Origin of the sequence: Alteromonas sp. AO-Serp (assembly GCF_017849675.1) — a bacterium.
GTDB classification, from domain to species: Bacteria; Pseudomonadota; Gammaproteobacteria; order Enterobacterales; family Alteromonadaceae; genus Alteromonas; species Alteromonas macleodii.
Window position 1 is genome coordinate 1 of record NZ_JAFLMX010000304.1, and the last position, 21,763, is coordinate 21,763.

At 44.4% G+C, this 21,763-nt stretch carries 18 protein-coding genes; 8 read left to right on the plus strand and 10 right to left on the minus strand.

Features of this window, described 5'->3' with window-relative positions:
* A partial coding sequence (locus QVA83_RS19575) for a S8 family peptidase (protein WP_287498835.1) occupies positions 1-1,282 on the minus strand: 1,282 nt, incomplete at its 3' end.
* A gap of 480 nt (positions 1,283-1,762) precedes the next feature.
* On the opposite strand from QVA83_RS19575, the gene QVA83_RS19580 reads away from it, so the two are divergent.
* Genes QVA83_RS19580 through QVA83_RS19600 form a run of 5 tightly spaced genes read left to right on the plus strand, consistent with a single transcriptional unit; the run spans position 1,763 to position 5,417 of the window.
* Complete coding sequence (locus QVA83_RS19580) at positions 1,763-2,275, plus strand: hypothetical protein (RefSeq protein WP_014980268.1); 513 nt, start codon at positions 1,763-1,765, stop codon at positions 2,273-2,275.
* A gap of 30 nt (positions 2,276-2,305) precedes the next feature.
* Positions 2,306-3,751, plus strand: coding sequence for an autotransporter outer membrane beta-barrel domain-containing protein (locus QVA83_RS19585; protein ID WP_156078818.1), 1,446 nt, complete (start codon positions 2,306-2,308; stop codon positions 3,749-3,751).
* A 54-nt stretch (positions 3,752-3,805) separates the two neighbouring features.
* Positions 3,806-4,198, plus strand: coding sequence for a CsgE family curli-type amyloid fiber assembly protein (locus QVA83_RS19590; protein WP_014950700.1), 393 nt, complete (start codon positions 3,806-3,808; stop codon positions 4,196-4,198).
* The gene (locus tag QVA83_RS19595) at positions 4,198-4,647 is read left to right on the plus strand and encodes a curli assembly protein CsgF (RefSeq protein WP_197040350.1); all 450 of its coding nucleotides are present in this window, start codon (positions 4,198-4,200) and stop codon (positions 4,645-4,647) included. The genes QVA83_RS19590 and QVA83_RS19595 overlap by 1 nt, the downstream gene beginning before the upstream one ends.
* Before the next feature lie 8 nt (positions 4,648-4,655).
* Positions 4,656-5,417 (plus strand): CsgG/HfaB family protein, encoded by a 762-nt coding sequence (locus QVA83_RS19600; protein ID WP_287498836.1) that lies wholly within the window; start codon positions 4,656-4,658, stop codon positions 5,415-5,417.
* 35 nt (positions 5,418-5,452) lie between these two features.
* Here QVA83_RS19600 and QVA83_RS19605 read toward each other — a convergent pair whose 3' ends face one another.
* A complete protein-coding gene (locus tag QVA83_RS19605; RefSeq protein WP_014950697.1) occupies positions 5,453-6,130 on the minus strand; it encodes a helix-turn-helix transcriptional regulator in 678 nt (225 codons plus the stop codon).
* Between the two features lie 274 nt (positions 6,131-6,404).
* On the opposite strand from QVA83_RS19605, the gene dld reads away from it, so the two are divergent.
* On the plus strand, positions 6,405-8,138 hold the full coding sequence (dld, locus tag QVA83_RS19610; protein WP_287498837.1) for a D-lactate dehydrogenase: 1,734 nt from the start codon (positions 6,405-6,407) through the stop codon (positions 8,136-8,138).
* A gap of 121 nt (positions 8,139-8,259) precedes the next feature.
* On the opposite strand, the gene lldD is transcribed toward dld, so the two are convergent.
* Entirely contained in the window at positions 8,260-9,393 is a 1,134-nt protein-coding gene (lldD, locus tag QVA83_RS19615) for an FMN-dependent L-lactate dehydrogenase LldD (protein WP_287498838.1), read from the minus strand.
* A 103-nt stretch (positions 9,394-9,496) separates the two neighbouring features.
* Between lldD and QVA83_RS19620 the strand changes: the two genes are divergently transcribed.
* Positions 9,497-10,396 carry a LysR family transcriptional regulator gene (locus QVA83_RS19620; RefSeq protein ID WP_014950694.1) on the plus strand — a complete coding sequence of 300 codons (900 nt, stop codon included), beginning with the start codon at positions 9,497-9,499 and terminating at the stop codon, positions 10,394-10,396.
* Between the two features lie 61 nt (positions 10,397-10,457).
* Here QVA83_RS19620 and QVA83_RS19625 read toward each other — a convergent pair whose 3' ends face one another.
* The 4 genes from QVA83_RS19625 to QVA83_RS19640 all read right to left on the minus strand — a co-directional run bounded on the left by QVA83_RS19625 (position 10,458) and on the right by QVA83_RS19640 (position 16,347).
* Positions 10,458-11,918: a purple acid phosphatase family protein gene (locus QVA83_RS19625; RefSeq protein WP_269350592.1), complete on the minus strand. Its 1,461-nt coding sequence runs from the start codon at positions 11,916-11,918 to the stop codon at positions 10,458-10,460.
* A gap of 52 nt (positions 11,919-11,970) precedes the next feature.
* Positions 11,971-14,481: a TonB-dependent receptor gene (locus QVA83_RS19630; RefSeq protein WP_015068027.1), complete on the minus strand. Its 2,511-nt coding sequence runs from the start codon at positions 14,479-14,481 to the stop codon at positions 11,971-11,973.
* A gap of 192 nt (positions 14,482-14,673) precedes the next feature.
* Positions 14,674-15,702, minus strand: a complete 1,029-nt coding sequence (locus tag QVA83_RS19635; protein WP_287498839.1) for a FecR family protein — start codon at positions 15,700-15,702, stop codon at positions 14,674-14,676.
* 36 nt (positions 15,703-15,738) lie between these two features.
* Positions 15,739-16,347 carry an RNA polymerase sigma factor gene (locus QVA83_RS19640; protein ID WP_069944938.1) on the minus strand — a complete coding sequence of 203 codons (609 nt, stop codon included), beginning with the start codon at positions 16,345-16,347 and terminating at the stop codon, positions 15,739-15,741.
* Between the two features lie 335 nt (positions 16,348-16,682).
* Here QVA83_RS19640 and QVA83_RS19645 point away from each other — a divergent pair, with 335 nt between their 5' ends.
* Entirely contained in the window at positions 16,683-18,713 is a 2,031-nt protein-coding gene (locus tag QVA83_RS19645) for a BCCT family transporter (protein WP_014950693.1), read from the plus strand.
* 74 nt (positions 18,714-18,787) lie between these two features.
* On the opposite strand, the gene QVA83_RS19650 is transcribed toward QVA83_RS19645, so the two are convergent.
* From QVA83_RS19650 to mmsB, 3 genes are all read right to left on the minus strand, one after another.
* Positions 18,788-19,552 (minus strand): zinc-dependent metalloprotease family protein, encoded by a 765-nt coding sequence (locus QVA83_RS19650; RefSeq protein WP_014950692.1) that lies wholly within the window; start codon positions 19,550-19,552, stop codon positions 18,788-18,790.
* A gap of 70 nt (positions 19,553-19,622) precedes the next feature.
* Positions 19,623-20,345, minus strand: coding sequence for a lipocalin/fatty-acid binding family protein (locus QVA83_RS19655; RefSeq protein ID WP_014950691.1), 723 nt, complete (start codon positions 20,343-20,345; stop codon positions 19,623-19,625).
* Between the two features lie 531 nt (positions 20,346-20,876).
* Entirely contained in the window at positions 20,877-21,752 is an 876-nt protein-coding gene (gene mmsB, locus QVA83_RS19660; protein ID WP_014950690.1) for a 3-hydroxyisobutyrate dehydrogenase, read from the minus strand.
* Positions 21,753-21,763 lie beyond the last annotated feature (11 nt).

Consider the following 21,763-nt stretch of genomic DNA (forward strand, 5'->3'; position numbering starts at 1 on the left):
CATAGGCCCATAGCCTAGTTTCACCTGTAGACAATAACATCTCTTTCATTTCAGATGGCGAAAGTTCTGGGTTTAGCGACCACACAACTGCTGCTGCACCCGCAACATGTGGCGTTGCCATTGATGTGCCTGAGTATGCCGCATAGCCGTTACCTGGGACTGTAGATAGGATAGCTGTACCTGGCGCCGCGATGTCTACAGTTTCAATACCGTATGAGTAGCCGCTGTCTCCGTCAGTACGAGTGTGGCTAGCAACTGCAAGCAGACTGTTTGTTGTAGTGACATAGTTAGACGGGTAGTTATCTACGTTGTCGTTGTTTGAACCGGAGTTACCTGCCGCAGCAACAAACAAAATACCCGCTTGGCCAGCTTCTTCAATAGCAGTTTCTAGCGCTTCACTATAGCCGCCGCCACCCCAGCTGTTGTTGGTAGCTTTAATATTGATGCCGCGGTTCTCTTTAAGGTCGGTGAAGTAATCGATACATTCAATAGCGCCAGCGGTTGAACCGCCGTCAGGACCTAAGAATTTACATGCAGCGATTGACACGTCATGGTTTACACCGACTACGCCAATTCCGTTTCCGCCCACAGCGCCAATTGTCCCGGCCACATGCGTACCGTGAGAATCATCGTCCATAGGATCAGAATCGCCGTTAAATGCATCGATACCGTAAACATCGTCAATATAACCGTTGCCATCATCATCAATACCGTTTCCAGCAATTTCACCTGGGTTAACCCATGCGTTATCTGCAAGGTCTTCATGATTGTAGTCAACACCCGTATCGATAACGCCGATGACCACATCGCTATCACCGGTTGTAATATCCCATGCTTCTGGCGCGTCAATATCCACATCTGCAGTACCGCCGGCTTGACCGGTGTTATTCAAACCCCATAGGTCACCATAAGAAGGATCGTTAGGTACCAGGGCTTTGCGGTACAAGAAGTTTGGCTCGGCGATTTTAACCGCAGGATTTTTCTTTAAGATTTCTATGGCGTCTTTTACAGACTTGCCACGAAGTTCCAGTTTGGCAATGCGGCCATTTAAAAGGTTAGAGAAGCGATCATCTACCTCATCACGGTTTGCGTCACTAATTCGTGCACCTACCGAAGAGCGAGCGCGCATCTTTTCCGCTTTGCTTACATTTTCTTTGTACACAACGATAACGCTATCGTCGAAAATTTCGGCTTTTGCGGCGTGTGCATGACTAGATACCATTAGCGGTAGAAGGGCTAATGACAGTGCTGAAAGGCCTGTTTTAAAAGGCTTTGTTTTCATAATTAGATTCCATAATTAGCAATAATGCTTTAATCACAGAACCTTCTCGTTCGGTCTGATATAACTAACGGTTAAAACTTATAACGCAAATTTAAAAACCTGCCACCCCTAACAGTAAAATTTGCTCAAAAATACTACTTAACCACTAGGAAAAAGTGAGAAGAGAAGCCCAAAGTGGTACTTAATTACTATGACTTTTGACAGGTAGTTAAGATCTCTATGTCTTAGGGGCGCGCTGTAGCAATACCCGTTAAAAGACCCTACAAAAACTAGGTGGTCTTACCAATAATTACTCGGTGCGTGAATTTTCGTCAAATCTAGCACTATGGTATTACCCATAATAAATAACTTGCTGATTTAACGTGTGCTAACTGTATTTGACCTGTAATAAATACAACTTATTGGTGATGGATTCTCGCCGTCTTAAGGAGTGTTATAGAGGGGTCACCTTTGTTGTTAATCAAGGAAGCAGTCGTTCTCATGGACAAGAAGCTAAAGGTTAAAAAGAGCCAATTTGCTAATAACGCTAAGGCATGTAGAGCCGTTGCGTTGGCAGCCATTACGGGGTGCAGTCTTCTAACCGTAAATCTTCCTGCTTATGCTCAACAGTCCGACTTATCAACAAGCTCAGACATGGTGGAATCTTCTCTTTCAATGAGTCTGAATGCTCAAGCTATAACGATAGACGATGAAACGGTCTTCATCGCTGTTAGTCAGTTTGGGCTAAATAACATAACTAACATTATCCAAAGCGGCAACGGCGCCAACCTATCGAATGTTGTTCAAAACGGCAGTAATAACGAAGCTCTTATCACTCAGCTGGGTGAGGGGAACGTGGTTAATTTATTGCAGCAAAACAACAATAACTATTTCGAGATTATTCAAGATGGGTTCGACAATGTAGCCAATGTTAATCAATTGGGTGAACAGTCTTTTACTGTTTACCAGATAGGGAACGAAATGGTGATTAACATCACACAATATCAAGAATGATGTGATTGCCATAGGGAGACAAATGTGAAAATGAAAAAAACAAAAATAGCGAGTGCATTGCTTTTAGTAGCAGCGACAGGGTGGGCATCAGCTCAGGAAGTTCCAGCGAGTAAGACAGTTGATTTCAGTGCTTCCGCAGATTTTATTGCTGCAGCTGAAGGCAATGAAATTACGCTAACCCAAACGGCACCAGAGGGAAATGAGGTAGGTAATGAATCTATTTTAAGTCAGGAAGGTGACTTAAATGCAATCTTTGTAGAAGTAACGGGTGACGCAAACGAAGTACTAGCTTCGCAAATGCAGTCAGGTAATACCTTCTTTGCAAGTGTCACAGGTAACGGCAACTTCTTAGAATCTGAGCAAGATAGTTTAAATAGTACAGCCAATGTCGTTGTCGAAGGTGACGATAACACGGTTTCACTTGTTCAATTAGGTGATGGCGGCCCTATCGGTTTTATTTTTAATCGCTCAATAAATAGCATTTCGGGCAGCGGAAACACGTTATCAGTGTATCAGGGCGATGGTGGTAACTGGGCTAATAATGCCATTGCGGGTAACGACAATACGGTATTTGTTGATCAAAGTGGTGACTGGCACGAATCGTATGTTCGCGAGTTAAGCGGTGATGCAAACGTTATCGATGTTATTCAAGACGGCTATTACAACGTGTCTGATTTAACCGTTATCGGATCAGAAAACGAAATTGAAATTGACCAAGATGGCGACCAGAACGCTGTGGGTTGGAGCATGGTTGGCGACGGTAATGTGCTAGAGTTTGAACAAGATGGTGATGGCAACGAGATTACCACAGGAGTATTTGAAGGCTCTGGCAATGAAGTTAATATCGACCAAATCGGTGACGTTAACTTAGCTACCGTAGAAACTATCGGCGGACAAGCGAATACGTTCGAAATTAACCAAGTGGGCGAAGGCAACACGGCTTATGCTGGCGTAATTGGCTTATTAAACGAGTTTGATTTAACTCAGGTAGGTGATGCCAATGAAATCAGCACAGTTAATTTCGATGGCCTGTTTAACACCGTTGAAATTGAGCAAGATGGCGATGCCAACTTGGCGTTAGCACAAGCTGGTATTGGTGATGCAACTTACTACGCTGATGGCAACATCATTGAAATGTCTCAAGAGGGTGTTGAAAATACGGCATCAGTTGAGTTGGCAAGCAACGTTACATCAAGCTACAACGAAATTATGGTTTCGCAAACGGGCGAGCTTAACTTACTAGACCTATTGGTTAACGGTGACGACAATATTGTTAGTGTTATGCAAGAAGGCGTAGGAAACTGGGTAACAGACGACGCAGGTGGTCAGTTCGTTATTTCTGGTGATATGAATACATTTGAAGTTACGCAAATGGGTAACGATAACTTAGTTACAGGTAGTATTACTGGCAACGGCGGCACAGTAAGTGTTACGCAGGTTGGTGACTACAACGTAGCTACCGTTGTTCAGATGTAAACCTACAGATGTAAAAGTGAGTAGCCGGGCATTTGCCCGGCTATATTCAGTAAAATGAAGTACTTGTATTGTTTCTCTCTTATCACACTGCTTTTTAGTGTGTTCTTTTCTCCGATTCACGCAGAAGAAATTCGGCTAGGTGGACTGTTGCTCGATAACAGTATTAGCCGCCAAGGCCACGAATTTGCCTCTCGCATTAGCCAATACTGGCGAGAAGTCCCAGACAGTTCGGGTAAGAACCTTGTAGTTAAAGAAATTATTGTGCCACAAGCGGGTACTCTTCTTTCGGTGATTTACGACAATAGAGTGGTTTATCAAACGTACATGGGGCGTAGACAAGTACCTTTAGATGAAAAAGTACAGCAAGCCATCATGTTAGTTTTAGACGCGGTGGCAAACGCGAGTATAGACAGTAGAAGCCCAGATTTAGCAGGGGACGAATGGTAATGAAAAAAGGGATATTGATAGCAGCCTTAATCGCGACTGGCTCGTGGACTTCATCTAGTGTGAAAGCAACAGAGTTGGTGTATGAACCGATCAACCCGTCATTCGGTGGTAATCCACTTAACGGATCATTTTTATTAAGTAAGGCGAATTCACAAAACGCTCATACAGCGCCTTACAGCGAGCGCTCCTATGACGAACGCCTTCAAGAATCACTCGAACGCGCCTATATTAACCGTATAGTCCGCGAAATCACAGACATCGCATTCGGTGAACAAGAATATGATGAAGATGGAAACCCGATAGACAGCATATTCAATCAGGATAGTATTTTTGTTAGTGGTGACTTTCAGGTAGAACTAATAACGAGTAATCCTGACAGCATTGTTGTGAACATTACTAACTTACTGACAGGTGAGGTTACTGTCGTTGAAATTCCACGGTTTGGGTAGGGAAACACATGAGAAGTACCGTTTTTTTAATAGTGGCCATGGCGCTTGCAGGATGCCAGTCCATCACTAATACGCTGCCGCCAGATACAACGGCCGCTGATGTAATTAAAGACAGTGCCACATTGTCTGAAGTAAAAAGCTTGCCAGCGCCTATGGGACAAATTCCGGTTTCTGTATATGCGTTTAGAGACCAGACCGGGCAATATAAACCTAGCACTGGGGCAAGTTCGTTTTCTACTGCGGTGACTCAAGGCGCAACCTCTATTCTTGTTCAGACCTTAAGCGAGACATCGTGGTTTTTACCTGTGGAGCGTGAAGGGCTGCAGAACATTCTTACCGAACGCAAAATAATTAGAGCCGACGAAAGCAGCGGAGGCGATTTGCCGCCACTCACGACAGCTAGAATTATTATAGAAGGTGGGATAATTAGCTACGATACCAACATTCGTACCGGCGGCGCTGGCGTAGAGTACTTTGGCATTGGAGCGAGTGAGCTGTTTAGGGAAGATCAAATTTCCATTTACATGCGTGCAGTTGACGTGAGAACAGGTCAAGTACTGGTGTCGGTTTCAACCTCTAAGAAGGTACTAAGCCAGGAGGTGAGAGCAGGCCTGTTTAGGTATGTTTCGCTTAAGCACCTGCTTGAAGCAGAAACGGGCTACACGACTAATGAACCCATGTTCGAGTGCGTTAAACAAAGCATAGAAAAAGCGGTGACTGAGTTGGTGTTACAAGGAATGGAGAAAGGCGTATGGCGCGCAAAAGCGTAAGCGCCATACGCAATTAAATTTAATGGATTATCAGTTTAGATGCTTACTTGTTGTGGTTGGCTAAACTGATGATCGAACCACTTTATAAGCTCAACGCGATTTCGGCAGTCCGTTTTCCTAAATATGCTGTAAACGTGAGTTTTCACCGTATTTACGCTGATGTGTAAGCAGTCTGCAATCTCCTGATTTTGGGCACCATCTGCAATTTTGCGTGTGATGGCCAACTCCCTCTTGGTCAGCACAGTATGTGACGATTGAAGTGCAGCAACGGGTTTTGCTTTAGACACTAAATTGGCATCAATATAGCGACTCATAATCTCGCGACTGAACCATTTGTTGCCCGCCTGAACTTGTTGAACACCGCGAACCAGAAGTTCTAAGCTATCTTCAATATGGAAAATACCATTAATACCATGTTGCAGTGCCGCATAATGAAAATCGACGTCAGACTCTGGCACGTTGAAAATGACTTTGTTCAACTCTGGGTTATCGTTGACTACAGGCAAGTTGAGCATAGCGGCAGAGTCACAATACTGCGCATCGATAAAGAAGGTATAGGTGTTATTAAGCACGCTTCGAGGTGGATGAATCGCACCGGTTGTGACGACAAATCCACATGACGGCAAAATACTTAGGAATCGTTCGTAAGCCCCATCCCTTCTAGTATTTTCTGAAAAACTTTTTCTTGTTAAAACGAACGCTTGATGTGACATGAAAGCTCCTTTTCGTGTCTATCAACCTTACGAACTATACATTGGCTTTACAATACTCCTCTGGTCTAACTTGCTCCTCCAAAGCGTAACAAAATGTAACAGTGAAAAATGCCTGTAAGTTTTGCTTAAATGCTAGAGCCTCTAAGTGTTCAACGAATTAAATATAAGTAAATTATCTCGATAAAAGCGGCTTGCCCCCTTTGTTAATAATGGTGTTAGTGTATAGTTCAACACCAAGTCATTCCTTCCATTATTTCAATACACAGAGAGAACCATGACCGTAAACGTTGACACTCAGTCTTTGATTGCATCAATGCGCGATGTAGTAGGGCAGGCCTATTTGTTAACTGATAAAGCGAAGAAGCAGCCTTACACTAAAGGGTTTCGTTTTGGTGCGGGCGAAGCGCTTGCGGTAGTGCGCCCAGGAACGCTTGTCGAAATTTGGCGTGTGCTTAAGCTGTGTGTTGAAGCCGACGTTGCGGTTATTATGCAGGCGGCCAATACAGGGTTAACGGGCGGCTCTACGCCAGATGGTAAAGATTACGACAGGCCTCTCGTTATTATCAGTACTATGCGTATTGATGATATTCAGTTAGTTGACAAGGGAAAACAGATCGTTGGCTTGGCTGGGAGTACCTTGTTTGGATTGGAAGAGACGCTTGCGCCTTATGGTCGCGAACCTCACTCTGTGATTGGTTCTTCATGTATTGGCGCATCGATCGTGGGGGGAATATGTAACAATTCAGGTGGTGCTTTGGTCAAGCGAGGCCCTGCCTATACTGAATTAGCGCTTTTTGCCCAAATCGACGCTAATGGCAATCTATCTTTGGTAAACAATCTGGGGATTAACCTAGGTAGTGAGCCAGAAGAAATTCTGAATAATCTTGAGAACAAACGTTACAAAGAAGCTGACGTTCAGCACCCTGACGCTCGTGCATCAGACAACGAGTATGATGAACGAGTTCGAGACGTTGATTCAGACACACCTTCGCGCTTCAACAATGACGGCAGAAGACTTCATGAAGCTTCAGGCTGTGCGGGTAAGCTTGCCGTGTTCGCAGTGAGGCTAGACACCTTTCCTATTCCTGAGAAAAAACAGGTATTTTATGTGGGGTCTAACGACGCCGCTGTGTTTACCAAAGTGCGTCGCGACATACTTTCTACTTTCAAGAACTTGCCTGACTCGGGTGAGTACCTTCACCGTGACTGCTACGACGTATCCAAGAAATACGGTAAAGATATGTTTATCGTTATCAGCAAGCTTGGCGCCAAATTTATTCCTAAGCTGTTTGCATTTAAGCGCAAATTTGACGCATTTACTGACAAGCTGGGCTTCTTACCCAACAAAATGTCAGATCGCGTTATGCAGTATATGAGCTACGTTTTTCCTAACCACTTGCCTAAGCGAATGGAAGAGTACAGAGACAAGTATCAGCATCATTGGATATTGGAGATGAGCAACGACGGGGTAGATGAGGCCAAAGCCTACCTTGATGCTTTCTTTAAAACCAATGAAGGTAGTTATTTTGAGTGTACAGAAGAAGAAGCTGATAAGGCTATTTTGCATCGCTTTGTTGCTGGTGGCGCGATAGGTCGTTACCACGTTATGCACAGCAAAGACGTGGGCGCTATGATGACCATCGATGTTGCACTTCGCCGTAACGATCCCGACTGGTTTGAAGTGTTGCCTAAAGAAATAGACGACCAGATAGACACGAAACTGTATTACGGCCATTTATTCTGCCACGTAATGCACCAGAATTACGTGTTAAAAAAAGGGGCGGATGCCAAATTGTTAAAGGGTAAAATCCTGGAAACTTTTGATGCGAGAAGCGCTGAATATCCAGCAGAGCACAATGTGGGACACGAGTACTTTGCAAAAGATGCGCTGAAAAACTTTTACCGAGAATTAGACCCCACCAATAGTTTTAACCCGGGAATAGGCAAAACCACCAAACTTAAAAACTGGGCTGAGCATGATGGAAGTTGTTGTGGTGGGCATCATTAAGCGCAAACAACGCCTCCAGCCACTTGTGCATTGGTAAAAGAGCCATAAAAAATGCAGTGACCCCAATAGTTGGACTATGCAATTACTGGGGGTCTTTTTAGTGGCCTTGGTGCCAGCGATACTAAAAAGCGAGAGAGTCGAGGTTAAGTTCACTGACTGATTTTGCACCACATAGTGTCATCGCGACATGCATTTCCTGTTTGTACAGATCGAGTAAGTTCTCTACCCCTTGTTTGCCCTCAGCAGCAAGTGCATAAATAAAAGAGCGCCCTAGTAAAGTACAATCGGCACCTAATGCCAGCATTCTCACCACGTCCAAGCCGTTACGAATACCTGAGTCTACGAAAATACTTAGCTCGCCTTTCACCGCGCTAGCAATCGCTGGAAGAGCCTTAGCGGTTGAAAGCACGCCATCTAGCTGACGACCGCCGTGATTGGACACTACAATGCCTTCTGCGCCAAAACTCAGGGCATCTTTTGCATCTTGTTCAGTTAAAATGCCTTTGATAATCATTGGGCCGTCCCAAAACTCTCTGATCCATTCTAAGTCTTTCCAACTGATAGACGGATCGAAATTGGCGCCCAACCAGCCAATATAGTCTTCCAATTGGGTCGGTTCGCCACGATAAGTAGAAATATTGCCAAGATCATGAGGCTTACCGAATACGCCTACATCAACTGCCCAACGAGGATGGGTCATCGCTTGCAGTACGCGACGGCTTGCAGCAAATGGCCCACTCATACCAGAGTGTTTATCGCGATAGCGAGCCCCTGGTACAGGCATATCTACGGTAAAGACCAACGTTGTTACACCCGCTGCTTTGGCGCGCTCCAGAACATTCTTCATAAAGCCGCGATCGCGAAGCACATAGAGCTGAAACCACATTGGACGTTCAATGGCTGGTGCGACTTCTTCAATAGGACATACTGACACCGTCGACATGGTAAACGGGATGTCTTTGTTTGCTGCCGCTTTAGCAGCTTGCACTTCGCCACGTCGCGCATACATTCCGGTTAATCCCACGGGAGCAAGGGCAATAGGTAAAGCCAATTGTTCACCAAAGACCGTTGTAGAAAGGTCAAGCGACGACATATTTCTCAGCACTTGCTGCTTTAATGCAATGTCAGCCAAGTCAGTTTCATTGCTTTTAAGTGTATGCTCTCGATAGGCACCACCATCAATGTAGTGAAATAGGAACGGCGGTAATATTTTTTGCGCAGCGCGTCGATAATCAGTCGGCGATGAAATAATCATGTCTTTAATCGATTGTAATTAACTTGATAAAAATATAACGTTTCTCGCCTTAGGGATATACGGCAACAATGAAATTTATCTTTTCCAAAAGTGAAGTAATAACGTGAGAGCAGACGATTTAATTCTCTTTGCACAAATTGCGGAGATGGGCAGTTTTAGCAAAGTGGCAGAGGCGAACAACATTACCAACTCGGTAGTCAGTAAGCGAATAGCAAAGCTTGAAAAAGAGCTGGGAACGCAGCTTTTGTATCGCACTACTCGCAAACTCACGCTTACCGAAGCGGGTCAAGCTTTGAAGCAAGGCGCCATGAATGTAAAGGCGTCCACGCAAGAAGCTATCGACACAATTTCTGGATACAGTGAACAAATATCCGGACACATTAAAATGTCGGTTCCAACGATTTCGGGCGATTTACTGTTAGCCGATGCGGTAGCTGAGTTTTGTACACTTCATCCAGGGCTAAGCGTTGATATGTCTCTAGATAATCGATTTGTAAATCTAGTCGAGGAAGGGTTTGATCTTGTTATTCGAACGGGATATTTGGAAGACTCAAGTCTGATTGCGCGGCACTTTTTAGATTCCCATTGGGTGGTTTGCACATCGCCGGATTACATTAGACGAAAAGGCAGGCCCAAAGCACCAGAGGATTTGAGCTTTCACAACTGTTTGTTGTATTCCTACCACACATCCGGCGCAAGGGAGTGGGAGTTTACGTCGTCTCAAGGCAGTTACACCATCACCGTAGATGGCGCATTTTCAAGTGACAATGCAGGGGCGCTTCGCAAAGCAGCCCTTGCTGGTAGAGGTATTGCCTACGTACCTAAATGTTTGGTATTCGAAGATTTATGTAATGGAACACTGGTCGATTTGTTTCCAGAGCGGGTAGGTAAGGTGTTAGGCGTTTATGCCGTTTATCCTTACAGCCGCCAGCCATCTCGAAAAATTAAGCTGTTAATTGAACATATCAGGCAGCGCTATCTATCTATGTCTGATTATTTTTGATAAGCCAACGCTATTGAGTGTTGGCGTTAAAGTAAAATTAGTCTCTAAATTAAATAACCAACTAGTAGAGTGAATTGTGGTGTTTATAGGGCTCGGTATTACTGAAAAGCCTTTCTTTCATAAGGTCATAGGGATATGTCATCACATTACCAGGTTGTGTTTTTGTAATGTCGAAAGCGTCGTAGAGTTCTCCAGTCAAGGTATATGAACGATATGAAAGAGTGTTCTCGTGTACTTTTATAGCTTGGTAAGTCGGCGTATTTTCTCCGACTCTTTCTAACGTAACATTGAATTTTTCGTATTCATCCCATCGCGTTTTCTTTAGTGGATAAGCTTTAGGACTGCTACTTGCCGTAACAAAAACACTATTTACATGCGTGCCCTGCTCGTTTTTTATACTCCCTCTAGAGTAAGCATGATCGTGTCCTTGTAAAACCAGATCAACATTGAATTCTGTTATTAATGGCAATAAAGCACTGCGAACTGCGGGCTCGTCTTGCCCCGGACTATTTAGTGGCATTCCACAGTTTGAAAATATTGGGTGATGAAAGGCGATAATTTTCCATTTTGCTTTACTTTCACTAAGTGTCTGTCTTAGCCATTTTGTTTGCATTGCGAATGCCGTCTCATTGTGCCTGATTTCCGTATTAACAATGAATACGTCGGTATTAGGGTAATGCAAAGTATAAGCTGTCTCTTGTAATTGATTTGATAACTCCGGAGAGGTTGGAAGCTTAAACTGATCTTGCCAAAAGCGGCTTAAAACCCACTGTTTTCCGCCATCGGTTAAATGCTGATGGGCATATTCATGGTTTCCAACCACGGGGACTACTGGAATTTCTGCGTGTATGAACTGCCCTGCAGAAAACCACTGCGCCCATTCTAAGTCCCTAGCTCCATGGTCTACAAGATCGCCAGTATAAAGAGCAAAGTCTGCATCGGGCATCGCCTTAAAGCCCTTTCTCAAGAGTGCTGGAAATTGTTCGCGCATGCCATTTTGTGCGTCTGAAAAGTACAGAAATCGTGTAGTTGAAGAGGAGGGTAGACCGGCCGTTTTCGTCATATACCATTCAGACCATTTACCTAAGCCTCCTCGTACTCTATACGCGTAACGCGTATTTGGTTTTAAGTTTTTAAATGTAACTTCGTGATATGCAACGTCGGCGAGGTGCGTGTTGTAGTGATATTGAGCTCTCTCTTGATTAACATTGTCTCTCGATTGCTCATGAACGTTAGAAGGTATTGAGTTACCTCTGCGCAATTCAGCGCGCTGTGTTTCTGCTTTGTAGGTTTTTGCACCCAAATCGAATCTGGCGGCTGATGTAACAGGTGCAATTTGGGCAACCGTAATTTCAACTTCTTCCGACGTGCGCCAATTAACAGAAAAGCTTTCACTAGGAAGTTGGGTAGGATTAAGTATAACCCTGTCAGGGTATTCGCTTGCTTGCTGCCAAATTGGTGTGCTAGCAAGTGCTATAGTAGGTATGCAACTAAGTAATAGTATAAGCACGAGATGCTTCATATCAATGCCTCTTGTGGGCAGACATCTGCAACCTGCAGATGCCTGCATTAGACTAGAAGGTAGTGCGAACGCCTACGCCGTATGTTGCTGGAGCACCAACGAGACGAGCACCTGCATTGAGTTCTAGAAAATATTCTTCATCAGTAATGTTTCGACCATATGCAAATGCGGTAAACCCGTTACCCAACTCAAGGTCCATATTGATATTAAGCAAGCCGTAATCAGGCACCGTATTGCCAGCACCTGCATTCAATCGGTTAGTTTCTTCGTCGTGGTAGGTATAAGTCAGACGAGTAGAAAGTAACCGGTTAGTTGCAACGAAAATGCTATGATTGAGCGAGATTGAATATGAAAGCTCGGGTGAGCCAGGTAACGGGTCTCCAACTGTATTTTGCACATCATCGACACGGTTAGATGAAAACTCCGTAATTTCTGTATCGAGATAGGTAACAGATGAATTGAACGTTAATTGTTGTTCGCCATTGTTTAACAGCTGGGCGTTGAAGGAAGCTTCTGCACCACGAACTTCAGCCGCTCCAACATTTGTTCGTCCATTGGTGTCATTTGAAAGTCGAGTAGTTGCTTGCATTTCTTCAAAATCGTAAGCAAATAAGTCGACGCTAGCACTCAAGCTCTCGTCGGTATAACGCAACCCCAGTTCAAATGAATCTACGGTTTCAGAGTCAAATGGCTCAGTCTCTTCTAAAGAGAATATTGATGTACCATCAAACCCCCCTGCTCTGTATCCGTTGCCAATAGAGGCAAAAATATTTAGGTTATCAGAAAGGTAGTATTGGGCGGTTAGCTTACCTGAGACATTATTGTCGTCAAAATCTCTGTCCCAAGAAAACAAGCCAGGGGAGTTGAATACTTCCTCATATATAGAAGTTCCCCAAGGGTCTAAGTCTTGGTTGTAGCCTGAAAACTTAGCAGTATCTTGAGTATAACGAACGCCCGCAGATAATTTCAGGTCGTTGTTTACAAACCAATCAACGTTGGCAAACGTAGCAAAGCTGTTTCGAGTCTGACTATACGGAGAAGTGTACTGGGAGCGAACTGCGAAGCTTGTCCAATCGCTTACGAAGTCCACCGAGTCGCTGACATAGAAGACACCTGCGATCCAATCAATGTCTCCTCCTTGACTATCACTGAAGCGAATTTCTAAAGAGGACTGGTCAAGTGTTTCATCAAATGCATATTTGTAGCGAGGAAATGAGGTTCCGTCACCATTTCCCCCCATATTACGCTCACTTTCTTGGTAGCCAAATAGCACGTTTACGTTCAAATCAGTGTCTATTTGATGAGCTAATTCTCCGTTTACACCTTCGATATCTATAGTGTGTCTATAGTACTCATCCGCGTAAAACGCATATGGGTCGTCGTTTTCGCCTGCATTTCTGCTTATACCAGAGCCTGTCTCATTTTCCAAAGCGATACGATCGTATTGAAGTGTGTCGCCATTATCAGAGCTCATAAAGTAGCGCAAAGTTAAGTCAGTATTGGCCTGGAAGGTATAAACCCCGGTTGCACGAAAGGCAAATAGGTCTTTATCACCAAACCCGTCTCGCTCTCCCGGATCGGTTACGGCTGGAATTACCCCCTCAAAACCTTCTGGCACATAACCAGCGAACAGGCCCGCGCCTTTGCCGTCCATGTAACCACCACCTTGTTCAAATTTCGTAGCGATACGTACCTTTAAATTATCAGAAACGCTTCCGCCAAATGCAGCTTCACCCTGCGTATACTCGTAACTTCCATACTCTACGCTGGCATAGCCTTCGAATTCATCTGTGGGACGCTTTGTGATGGCGTTAATGACTCCTGCTGTTGTATTACGTCCGTAAAGTGTTCCTTGAGGGCCCTTGAGGACTTCAATTCGCTCTAAGTCGAACAAAGGCATGCCAAGATAAGCATTAGACGTTTGGTAGATACCATCAACATGTAATGCGACAGAGGGGTTGCCATTTGGTTTGTAGTCATCAGCCCCACCAATACCACGAATTGTAATGAAACTATTGTTGGCTCCGCCAAATGCAGAGTTAATTGATATGCCCGGCAGTGCATCTACCAATCCTTTGAAATCAGTGACCCCTGCATCTTGAATCTGCTGTGTATTCAAGACAGAAACAGCCGCCGATACATCCATTAGGTTGGTGTCACGTTTTGTAGCTGAAACTACTATTTCGTCGATAGGTGCTCCATTGACAGCAGTGTCCTTTGGGGTAAGAGACATCTGGGGCCCACGTTTCTTTATTACAAACGCCCCATTCGTTTGCTTGACGGCCTCTAACCCAGAATTGAAAAGCAATTTTTCAAGCGCTTCATCTATTTCATAGTTCCCATTTAGCGCAGGAGCTTTAATATTATTGACCAGTCGCCCAGGTGCGATGATCACAATGCCCGACTTGAATGAAAGTTGGTTTAATGCCGATGCCAAAGGAGCTGGCTCAAGTTCAACGCTTATGCTTTCTTGGGCAGCCGCAATTGCAGCGGTATTTAGTGACAAAGCTGTACAAATGGAAAAAGCTAACAAGTGTTTCTTTACACAACGCGACGATGTCATTTTACATTCTCCGGTACGGTCAGTGGTTTACTGCCGATTGAGTTCAAATTAAGTGTGTTGCAGTCGACTGTCGTGAACAAAGAGGCAAAGAGAGGAAATCTTTTTCAAAACTATGTCAGGTTTCATAAAACCTTCATGAATGTAACTAAATTGATTGCGGCACTTTTGCATTCAAAAAAGTACCGCTAACTGCTAATTTTCAGAATAGGTGAATGTAATTGTGCTACTTGTTCTCACCATTTCCAGTGGATAAGCCGCAGGCAAAGAATCGAGCAGTGTGTGAACATTGGAAGGGGTAACTATCGTGTTTATCGTAACAGCATCAGAACTAAAACCTTCAAGAGAGAGGGTTTGCTCTACATAAGGTTGTATTCGATACAAGAACTCTGTAATAGGGGTATTATTAAAAATAAGTTTATTGTCCATCCAAGCGAGTGTTTCTTTATCTGAGAAAGTCGTTATGCTCGTCATCGGTCCCCCAGTTAGTGGTGCAGAAACTCGTTCTCCTTGAGATAGGAACACAGGTGCTTCGCCTTTACCTGAAACTTTAACACTGCCCTCCACAACACTTACTCGAGTGGTTTTTTTGAAGTTATTTACATCTACTTCAAATTCAGTGCCTGTCACTTCTATAGTATTAACACCACTATTTACTATGAAAGGTTTATTGGTCATCGAGACTACATCAAAAAATGCTCTTCCTTGACTCAGTTCAATAGAACGGGTTGTGTCTAGCTCCGTATACGAAACACTACTTGTAGGACCTAGAGTGAGTTTGCTGCCATCAGGCAACGTAATATTCTTTATCTGTGCTGTTGTCGTAGAGTAAGCAAAGACTTGGCTGGGTTGAGAAAGTGATTGGTCCTGTTTATTTAGCAGAGTAATAACTGTAATAACTAAAGTCGCAGCGAACGCTACGAGCGCACCAACTTTCTTGTACAGGTCTTTATATTTGAGTTGGGTTGATTTGCCTGTTTCTAGTGTTGAATTTTTTTCGGTCTCATATGCAATAATGTCATCAGTAAAACCTGTTTTATCCCACATTTTAGCAATAGTTTTAAACGCGTTGCGATGACGTAGGGAATGGGTGTACCACTTGGTAAATGCTTCCTGATACTGATGTGCTAAGTCTTCATCGTTCATTAAAGTAAACCAATGAATGGCTTGTTCATTGATAGACTTTTCAGCATTAAGATGGGTGACGTTTGAATTCTGTTTCACGTTCAATCTCTTTGTTCGTTTTTCCCTAAGGCACAATCAATCATTTGCATCTACTGAGCTTGCGAGGATAACCAGTGCACTGTTAAGTTGCCGACATACATCGGCTATACTCCATCCAGTATCGTCAGAAATCTGTTGATAGGTTTTGCCTTCAAGTCGGCTTGCACTTACGATGTATTTTTGCTTTTCTGACAAAGTGCAAAACAAAGCCCCTAGTTGCTGCAAAGCTTGCTGTGAATGCAAAATTTTATCGGGCTCAGATAGTGACAGTAACTCTGATTCAAACGACTCGTCGTTACCGGGTACAACGTTCGCAATCCATCTATCTGATTTCAAAGAACGCAGTGTCAGGTTAATTGAAATCTTGTATAGAAACGCCTTAGGGTTTTCAATATGCTCGCGAGATTTCATCTTTGCCAGCTGGTAAAACGCGTCTTGCGCTACATCCTCAGGGTCTGGAGGACCTGAACCAAAGGTTTTTCTTAAGAAAGCGCATAATCCCTCCCAATGCATATGATAAAACGAAGAAAAATCTGACTTTTTAGTGGGAACTTTCGCCTTTGGTAATCCTTTGCGAGGGGAGGCTATTTCATTTTCTTGTTCACCAACAAAACCAACAGCGTGTACTTTAGATAACGTATTCACATTAATCCCAAACAAATATCTTTCGAAAAGCGGTGTATTTTGGAAAGGAGACTATGTTAATTACTAATTATTACAGAATTAGTGTATGTCCCTAGACAAGCAAACAGTATGTTATTTGAGAGCGTTCAAATGTCGCTGGAAGATAGATAAATAAAACACTACGAACGCTCGCTATATGAAGAAATTGCTTAGTTAGCGCAGTCGGAATCTGAACGTTCCGACTTTATATGCTTACACCAAGCTTGAACCGATTCAAACCTTCACAAGTAGAAAATATAAAGTTTGTTCGCATTACACAGGGTTTCAACTTTCCTGTCAGTGAAAAGGGATTTGCTATGAAAGGCCAAGTAAACAACTCCACCATTCTTCTTCCTGTATTTCTCCCCGCCGTCGTCATTATTTTGCTTCTGGTGATCGGAACCATCAGCAACCCCGAACTTGCCGGCGAGGCCTTCGATAGTACATTGGCATGGATTACAGAAACCTTTGGTTGGTTTTACATGTTGTCGGTCGCTATCTTTTTGGTATTCATTGTATCGGTAGCATCATCTAGCTGGGGAAACATAAAGTTGGGGCCCGATCATGCAGAGCCTCAATATAGCTTTCCCGAATGGTTTTCTATGTTGTTCTCAGCAGGCTACGGCGTAGCGCTGCTCTACTTTGGCGTAGCAGAGCCTGTTCTACACTATTCTTCACCGCCTGCAGGAGCAGCTGAAACTGTTGATGCGGCGAAACAAGCCATGCAAATCGCATTTTTTCATTGGGGCTTTCACATCTGGGCGATCTACGGGCTAGTCGGTTTGGTTCTTGCCTATTTTGCTTTTCGACATGGCTTGCCCTTGTCTATCCGTTCGGCTTTGTATCCGCTGATAGGGGATAAAATTTATGGCCCTATGGGTCATGCGGTAGATGTATTCGCCATTCTCGGTACATTATTTGGTATCGCCACTACACTCGGACTATCCGTTACACAGATCAATGCGGGGCTTAACTATCTTTCTGGCGATATCCCCATTGATATCATGGTGCAGGTAGGCACCATTGCTATCGTAACCATGGCCGCAACAATATCGGTTATCGCGGGCATGGATAAGGGCATTAAAAGGCTATCAATTCTTAATATGGTTCTGGCTGTATCGCTTATGAGTACCGTTTTTATCTTCGGAGAAACGGTTCATATTTTAGAAACCTTTTTACAGAACACAGGAAGTTATATCAACGGCATCATTGAACGTACCTTTAATCTTCAGGCCTACAGTCGCAGCGATTGGATTGGGAACTGGACGCTGTTTATTTTTGGCTGGACCATCGCTTGGGCGCCGTTTGTAGGCATGTTTATCGCCAAAATAAGTCGAGGCAGAACCATTAGGCAGTTTGTTTTTGGTGTAATGCTTGTGCCTACCATGTTCACTTTCCTTTGGTTTTCCGTGTTTGGCGACACCGCGCTAAATGCCATTATGAACCAAGGTGTTACCACACTCATTAGCGATGTGCAGGAAAACGAAGCGGTTGCGTTGTTCAAACTTTATGATTTGCTACCTGGCGCGTCAATCATGTCAGGCTTGACCGTGTTATTGATCATTACGTTCTTCGTGACGTCATCAGATTCTGGGTCGTTGGTTATCGATTCTCTTGCTTCTGGTGGTAAAGAAGAAAGCCCGGTTTGGCAGCGTATCTTCTGGGCGTGTCTGGAAGGAACCGTTGCTGCAGTGTTGCTGTTGGCTGGCGGGCTGAATGCCCTGCAAACGATGACCATTGCGAGCGCCTTACCATTCGCCTTCATTATGCTAGCGTCTGTAGCAGGTCTATGGCGTGCGCTAGTCATTGAAGGCTACCGAAACAACAGTTTGAAGGCGAATACGCTTAATAGAAACCACGGTCGCTCGACTAGCCTAAAAGGCCGACTCGCAGCAATGGTAGATTACCCAAGCCGAAATGAGGTGCATGAGTTTATTGATAAAACTGTGATTGCAGCGATGAAAGACGTACAGGCTGCTTTGAAAGCGCGAGAGTGGGAGGCGTTTGTTAAGCTTGATGAGGAAACGGGAAGGGCCACCTTCACTGTTGAGCGTCACGATCACATGGACTTTATCTACGATATTCGTATGACTGAATATTTAGTGCCAGGGTTTAGCTACGCAGAGCTGCGTTCAGAAGAAGACGAGTCGGAAAAATATTTTCGCGCTGAAGTGTTCCTTCGCCGCGGAGGGCAAGCTTACGATATTTACGGATATGACAAAGAGAGTATTACTAAGGACATCTTAGATCAGTTCGAAAGTTATCTGCACTTCCTCGATACCAGCCCAGGCGAACTGCCTTGGGAAATGGATGCGTATGATGACATGTTGACGCAGCCTAAAGAGTAAACAATCCGCAGGGGGTTAGGTAGAAGGGAAAGCAAGGCTGCTTTCCCTTATTTATCCCCTAATTAATTACTTACTTAGAAGTAGTTAGCAATTTGGTTAATAACCGCATTTACTGCGCGGTAAGCATTAGATTCGTTTTCAACGCCACAGGCTTGGCCATTACAGCCTGACCAGTAAGGGTCAGAGAAATAGTCTAGCTGGGTGGCACTACCGAATGCCTGAGGATAGGCCATGATAGTTGAGAAGTTATTATCAACGCCGTGACCGATACCATCATTATATACACCGCCTACTGAACCTTGGCGAACAGAGTGGCCTAAGCCCATGTTGTGACCGAGTTCATGAACAAATGTGGACAGACCGCAATCAACGGCGCTAATGCTGTACATGCGGCTTTGCGAGCTAGAATACAGTGTACCGTTGTTGCCTTGACCTACCCAGCCAATGCCGCACACGTAACCCACTAGCTGACCGCCTTCATAAATGTTTTCACGATTACCTAAAAGCACAACCATGTCTGCGCCGTTTGAAGATCGTGCGTTTTGCACACCACTGCTATCAGTTAACAAGTCTAGCGCACTTTCGGTAGGTTGAAGGTCGCTAGATGTAGCAGCAGATGACTGAGCGCCCACTAAACGCAACTGTAGATCTACCGCATTATTTTGATAAACACGGTTGGCGTGTGAGATGTATTGGTTAATTTTAGTGTCGATATTAGACACATTGTTTGCAGCAGGTTGGGTGTAAAGCACCATTACATCGATGGTGGCTGCTGTTACTGATGTTGCACAAAGCAGTGAAACTGCCATTGCCGTTAAACACTTAAATGTGTGTTTCATTTTTATTTCCTTCTTGTTGTTTTATTTGAGCTTGTTGAATTTCCTGTGAAGCTCAACAGGCACTAGGGGATTAGTTTTGGCCGAGATCGAAGACTTCTTCAGCGTTGTCGTCGCTAAGCGGGCGTTCGCTGTCGGGTTCACGTTCGATGTGGTTTTGCATCATTGAAGACTTTGGTGCGATCCACGCGTATTTATCATTGCCTTCAAGCACAAACACGTCGCGAGGCGTGGCTAAGTTTCCGTAGGTGGCGTTTTCGCCAAGCGTTATAACAGCGGCGTAGAGAGAGCCCGCACCTGGGATGTGGGCCTCTACGGTACGATCGCCGTTTGGATGAGTGACAACGTGATCAACTTCACCGGTGTAACTGCCACCGAACTGTGGGATGTATAAATCGAGATACTCGCCAACTTCTACCGTCATTAATTCTTCACGATCAAGCTCAATGTAAGCTTCATCGGTTACGTCAGCGGGAATATAGCCTTCTGCTTCAAGTACCTTTTTGCCATCTTCTGATGTTGTCCAGACGATGGTGTCTTTCTCTGATTTACCGTTAGTAGTAGTTGTAGCCTGAGCTTTTAGCTCGGCTTCATTTTTTGGTTTGAAGTTATCGACACCTGTCGATAACACTTTGCCGTTTCGTTGCCTTTCAACAGCGTTTTCTTTACCAACAGGTTTTGTCTCAGCATTCGCCGCTGCTACCTCTTTTTTGCCCGAGGGGGCTGTATCGATAAAGGCGAAAATACAACCAATAGTTACAATTGCCGTCGAAGCGGCAACAATACGCTTTTTCATAGTGTGTTCCTTTTATTTTTACTTACTGAATTTAGGAAATTGAACGTTAGAAATTAGCGACACTCTGTTTCTCAAAGCGCGCTCTAAGTGAGCGATATAGAGAACCAATGTGTTTAGTGAAATTGCTTAGTGAATTAAGTAAGTCATTAAAACGTATAATATTTTTACGGTCATAAAAGTATCGCTTCGCATAAGGGGGTATAAAATTTAGCCCTTTAATGCAGTGTAAATTTCTTAGGCTAAATACGGGACTGCAAGATGTAGACCGAACGCCGAATTGGCTCGTTTTAACCATGTGAGTGAGAACGAATAAGCCACCTAAAAATGGCTTCTGGATGATGAAAAGGGAACACTAAATAACAAAGGAACAATTCCGCTTGGTAAGGGAGCTAGCGAGGTAGCAACAGCGCAAAAACAAGCGAGATAGGTAGGGAAATGATAAAAAAAGAGCGAGTAAAATCCTTTACTCGCTCAGTAAGAAGGCCACCTTTTCTGAGGGAAAGTAGCCGTCGGAGAACTGTTGGTTTTCTCTTACGCTAATCGGTTGATTATTGAAGAGAAATCCATCCCTGCATTGCCTTCTTCGCAATGCATTTCAAACCACTTTGCAGCAAGCTCACCCATAGGTACTTGCGCGTTGACGCCCTTCGCGCCCTGCATGGCCAGCCCCAAGTCTTTGAGCATAAGCGCAGAAGCGAAACCGCCAGCAAAATCGTTATCAGCAGGGCTTTGTGGCCCTACACCTTTTACAGGGCAGTAGGTGGTCATTGACCATGTCTGTCCCGAGGCATTTGAAGCGATATCGAAGAACACTTGCGCATCTAAGCCAAGTTTTTGTGCCAGCTGGAAGCTTTCACACGTCGCAATCATGGTCGCGCCAAGTAACATGTTGTTACAAATCTTTGCTGCTTGTCCCGCGCCATGGCCGCCCGCATGGACGATTTTTTTGCCCATTGCGCTAAGCACACCATGGGCTTTGTCAAAGGCATCAGCGTCGCCACCCACCATAAACGTGAGTGTGCCGCCCGCAGCCGCTGCAACACCACCAGAAACCGGCGCATCCAGCATTTTAAGGCCTTTTTTTTCTGCCAATTCTGACACACTCTTCGCCGTCTCTACGTCGATGGTGGAGCAATCAATAAGCAAGGTGCCTTCGCGGACAGAAGCCAAGATCTGATTTGAATAGATATCTTTTACGTGCTTGCCTGCTGGTAACATAGTGATAACGATGTCGGCCTCAGCAGCAGCTTGCTCGGTACTTTGCGCAATAGTGCAGCCTGCTTCTTTGGCTTTGGCCAGTGCCGCTTCGCTTAAGTCAAAAGCCAATACGTTGTAATCGTTCTTAACCAGGTTATCTGCCATCCCTGAGCCCATATTACCTAGGCCAATAAATGCAACTGTGGTCATAATAGTCTCCT

Bases quoted from the DNA above. Each gene is read 5' to 3' on its own strand.
- QVA83_RS19580 (WP_014980268.1), top strand. From the start codon at position 1,763: ATGGACAAGAAGCTAAAGGTTAAAAAGAGCCAATTTGCTAATAACGCT.
- QVA83_RS19585 (WP_156078818.1), top strand. From the start codon at position 2,306: ATGAAAAAAACAAAAATAGCGAGTGCATTGCTTTTAGTAGCAGCGACA.
- QVA83_RS19590 (WP_014950700.1), top strand. From the start codon at position 3,806: ATGAAGTACTTGTATTGTTTCTCTCTTATCACACTGCTTTTTAGTGTG.
- QVA83_RS19595 (WP_197040350.1), top strand. From the start codon at position 4,198: ATGAAAAAAGGGATATTGATAGCAGCCTTAATCGCGACTGGCTCGTGG.
- QVA83_RS19600 (WP_287498836.1), top strand. From the start codon at position 4,656: ATGAGAAGTACCGTTTTTTTAATAGTGGCCATGGCGCTTGCAGGATGC.
- QVA83_RS19605 (WP_014950697.1), bottom strand. From the start codon at position 6,130: ATGTCACATCAAGCGTTCGTTTTAACAAGAAAAAGTTTTTCAGAAAAT.
- dld (WP_287498837.1), top strand. From the start codon at position 6,405: ATGACCGTAAACGTTGACACTCAGTCTTTGATTGCATCAATGCGCGAT.
- lldD (WP_287498838.1), bottom strand. From the start codon at position 9,393: ATGATTATTTCATCGCCGACTGATTATCGACGCGCTGCGCAAAAAATA.
- QVA83_RS19625 (WP_269350592.1), bottom strand. From the start codon at position 11,918: ATGAAGCATCTCGTGCTTATACTATTACTTAGTTGCATACCTACTATA.
- QVA83_RS19630 (WP_015068027.1), bottom strand. From the start codon at position 14,481: ATGACATCGTCGCGTTGTGTAAAGAAACACTTGTTAGCTTTTTCCATT.
- QVA83_RS19645 (WP_014950693.1), top strand. From the start codon at position 16,683: ATGAAAGGCCAAGTAAACAACTCCACCATTCTTCTTCCTGTATTTCTC.
- QVA83_RS19650 (WP_014950692.1), bottom strand. From the start codon at position 19,552: ATGAAACACACATTTAAGTGTTTAACGGCAATGGCAGTTTCACTGCTT.
- QVA83_RS19655 (WP_014950691.1), bottom strand. From the start codon at position 20,345: ATGAAAAAGCGTATTGTTGCCGCTTCGACGGCAATTGTAACTATTGGT.
- mmsB (WP_014950690.1), bottom strand. From the start codon at position 21,752: ATGACCACAGTTGCATTTATTGGCCTAGGTAATATGGGCTCAGGGATG.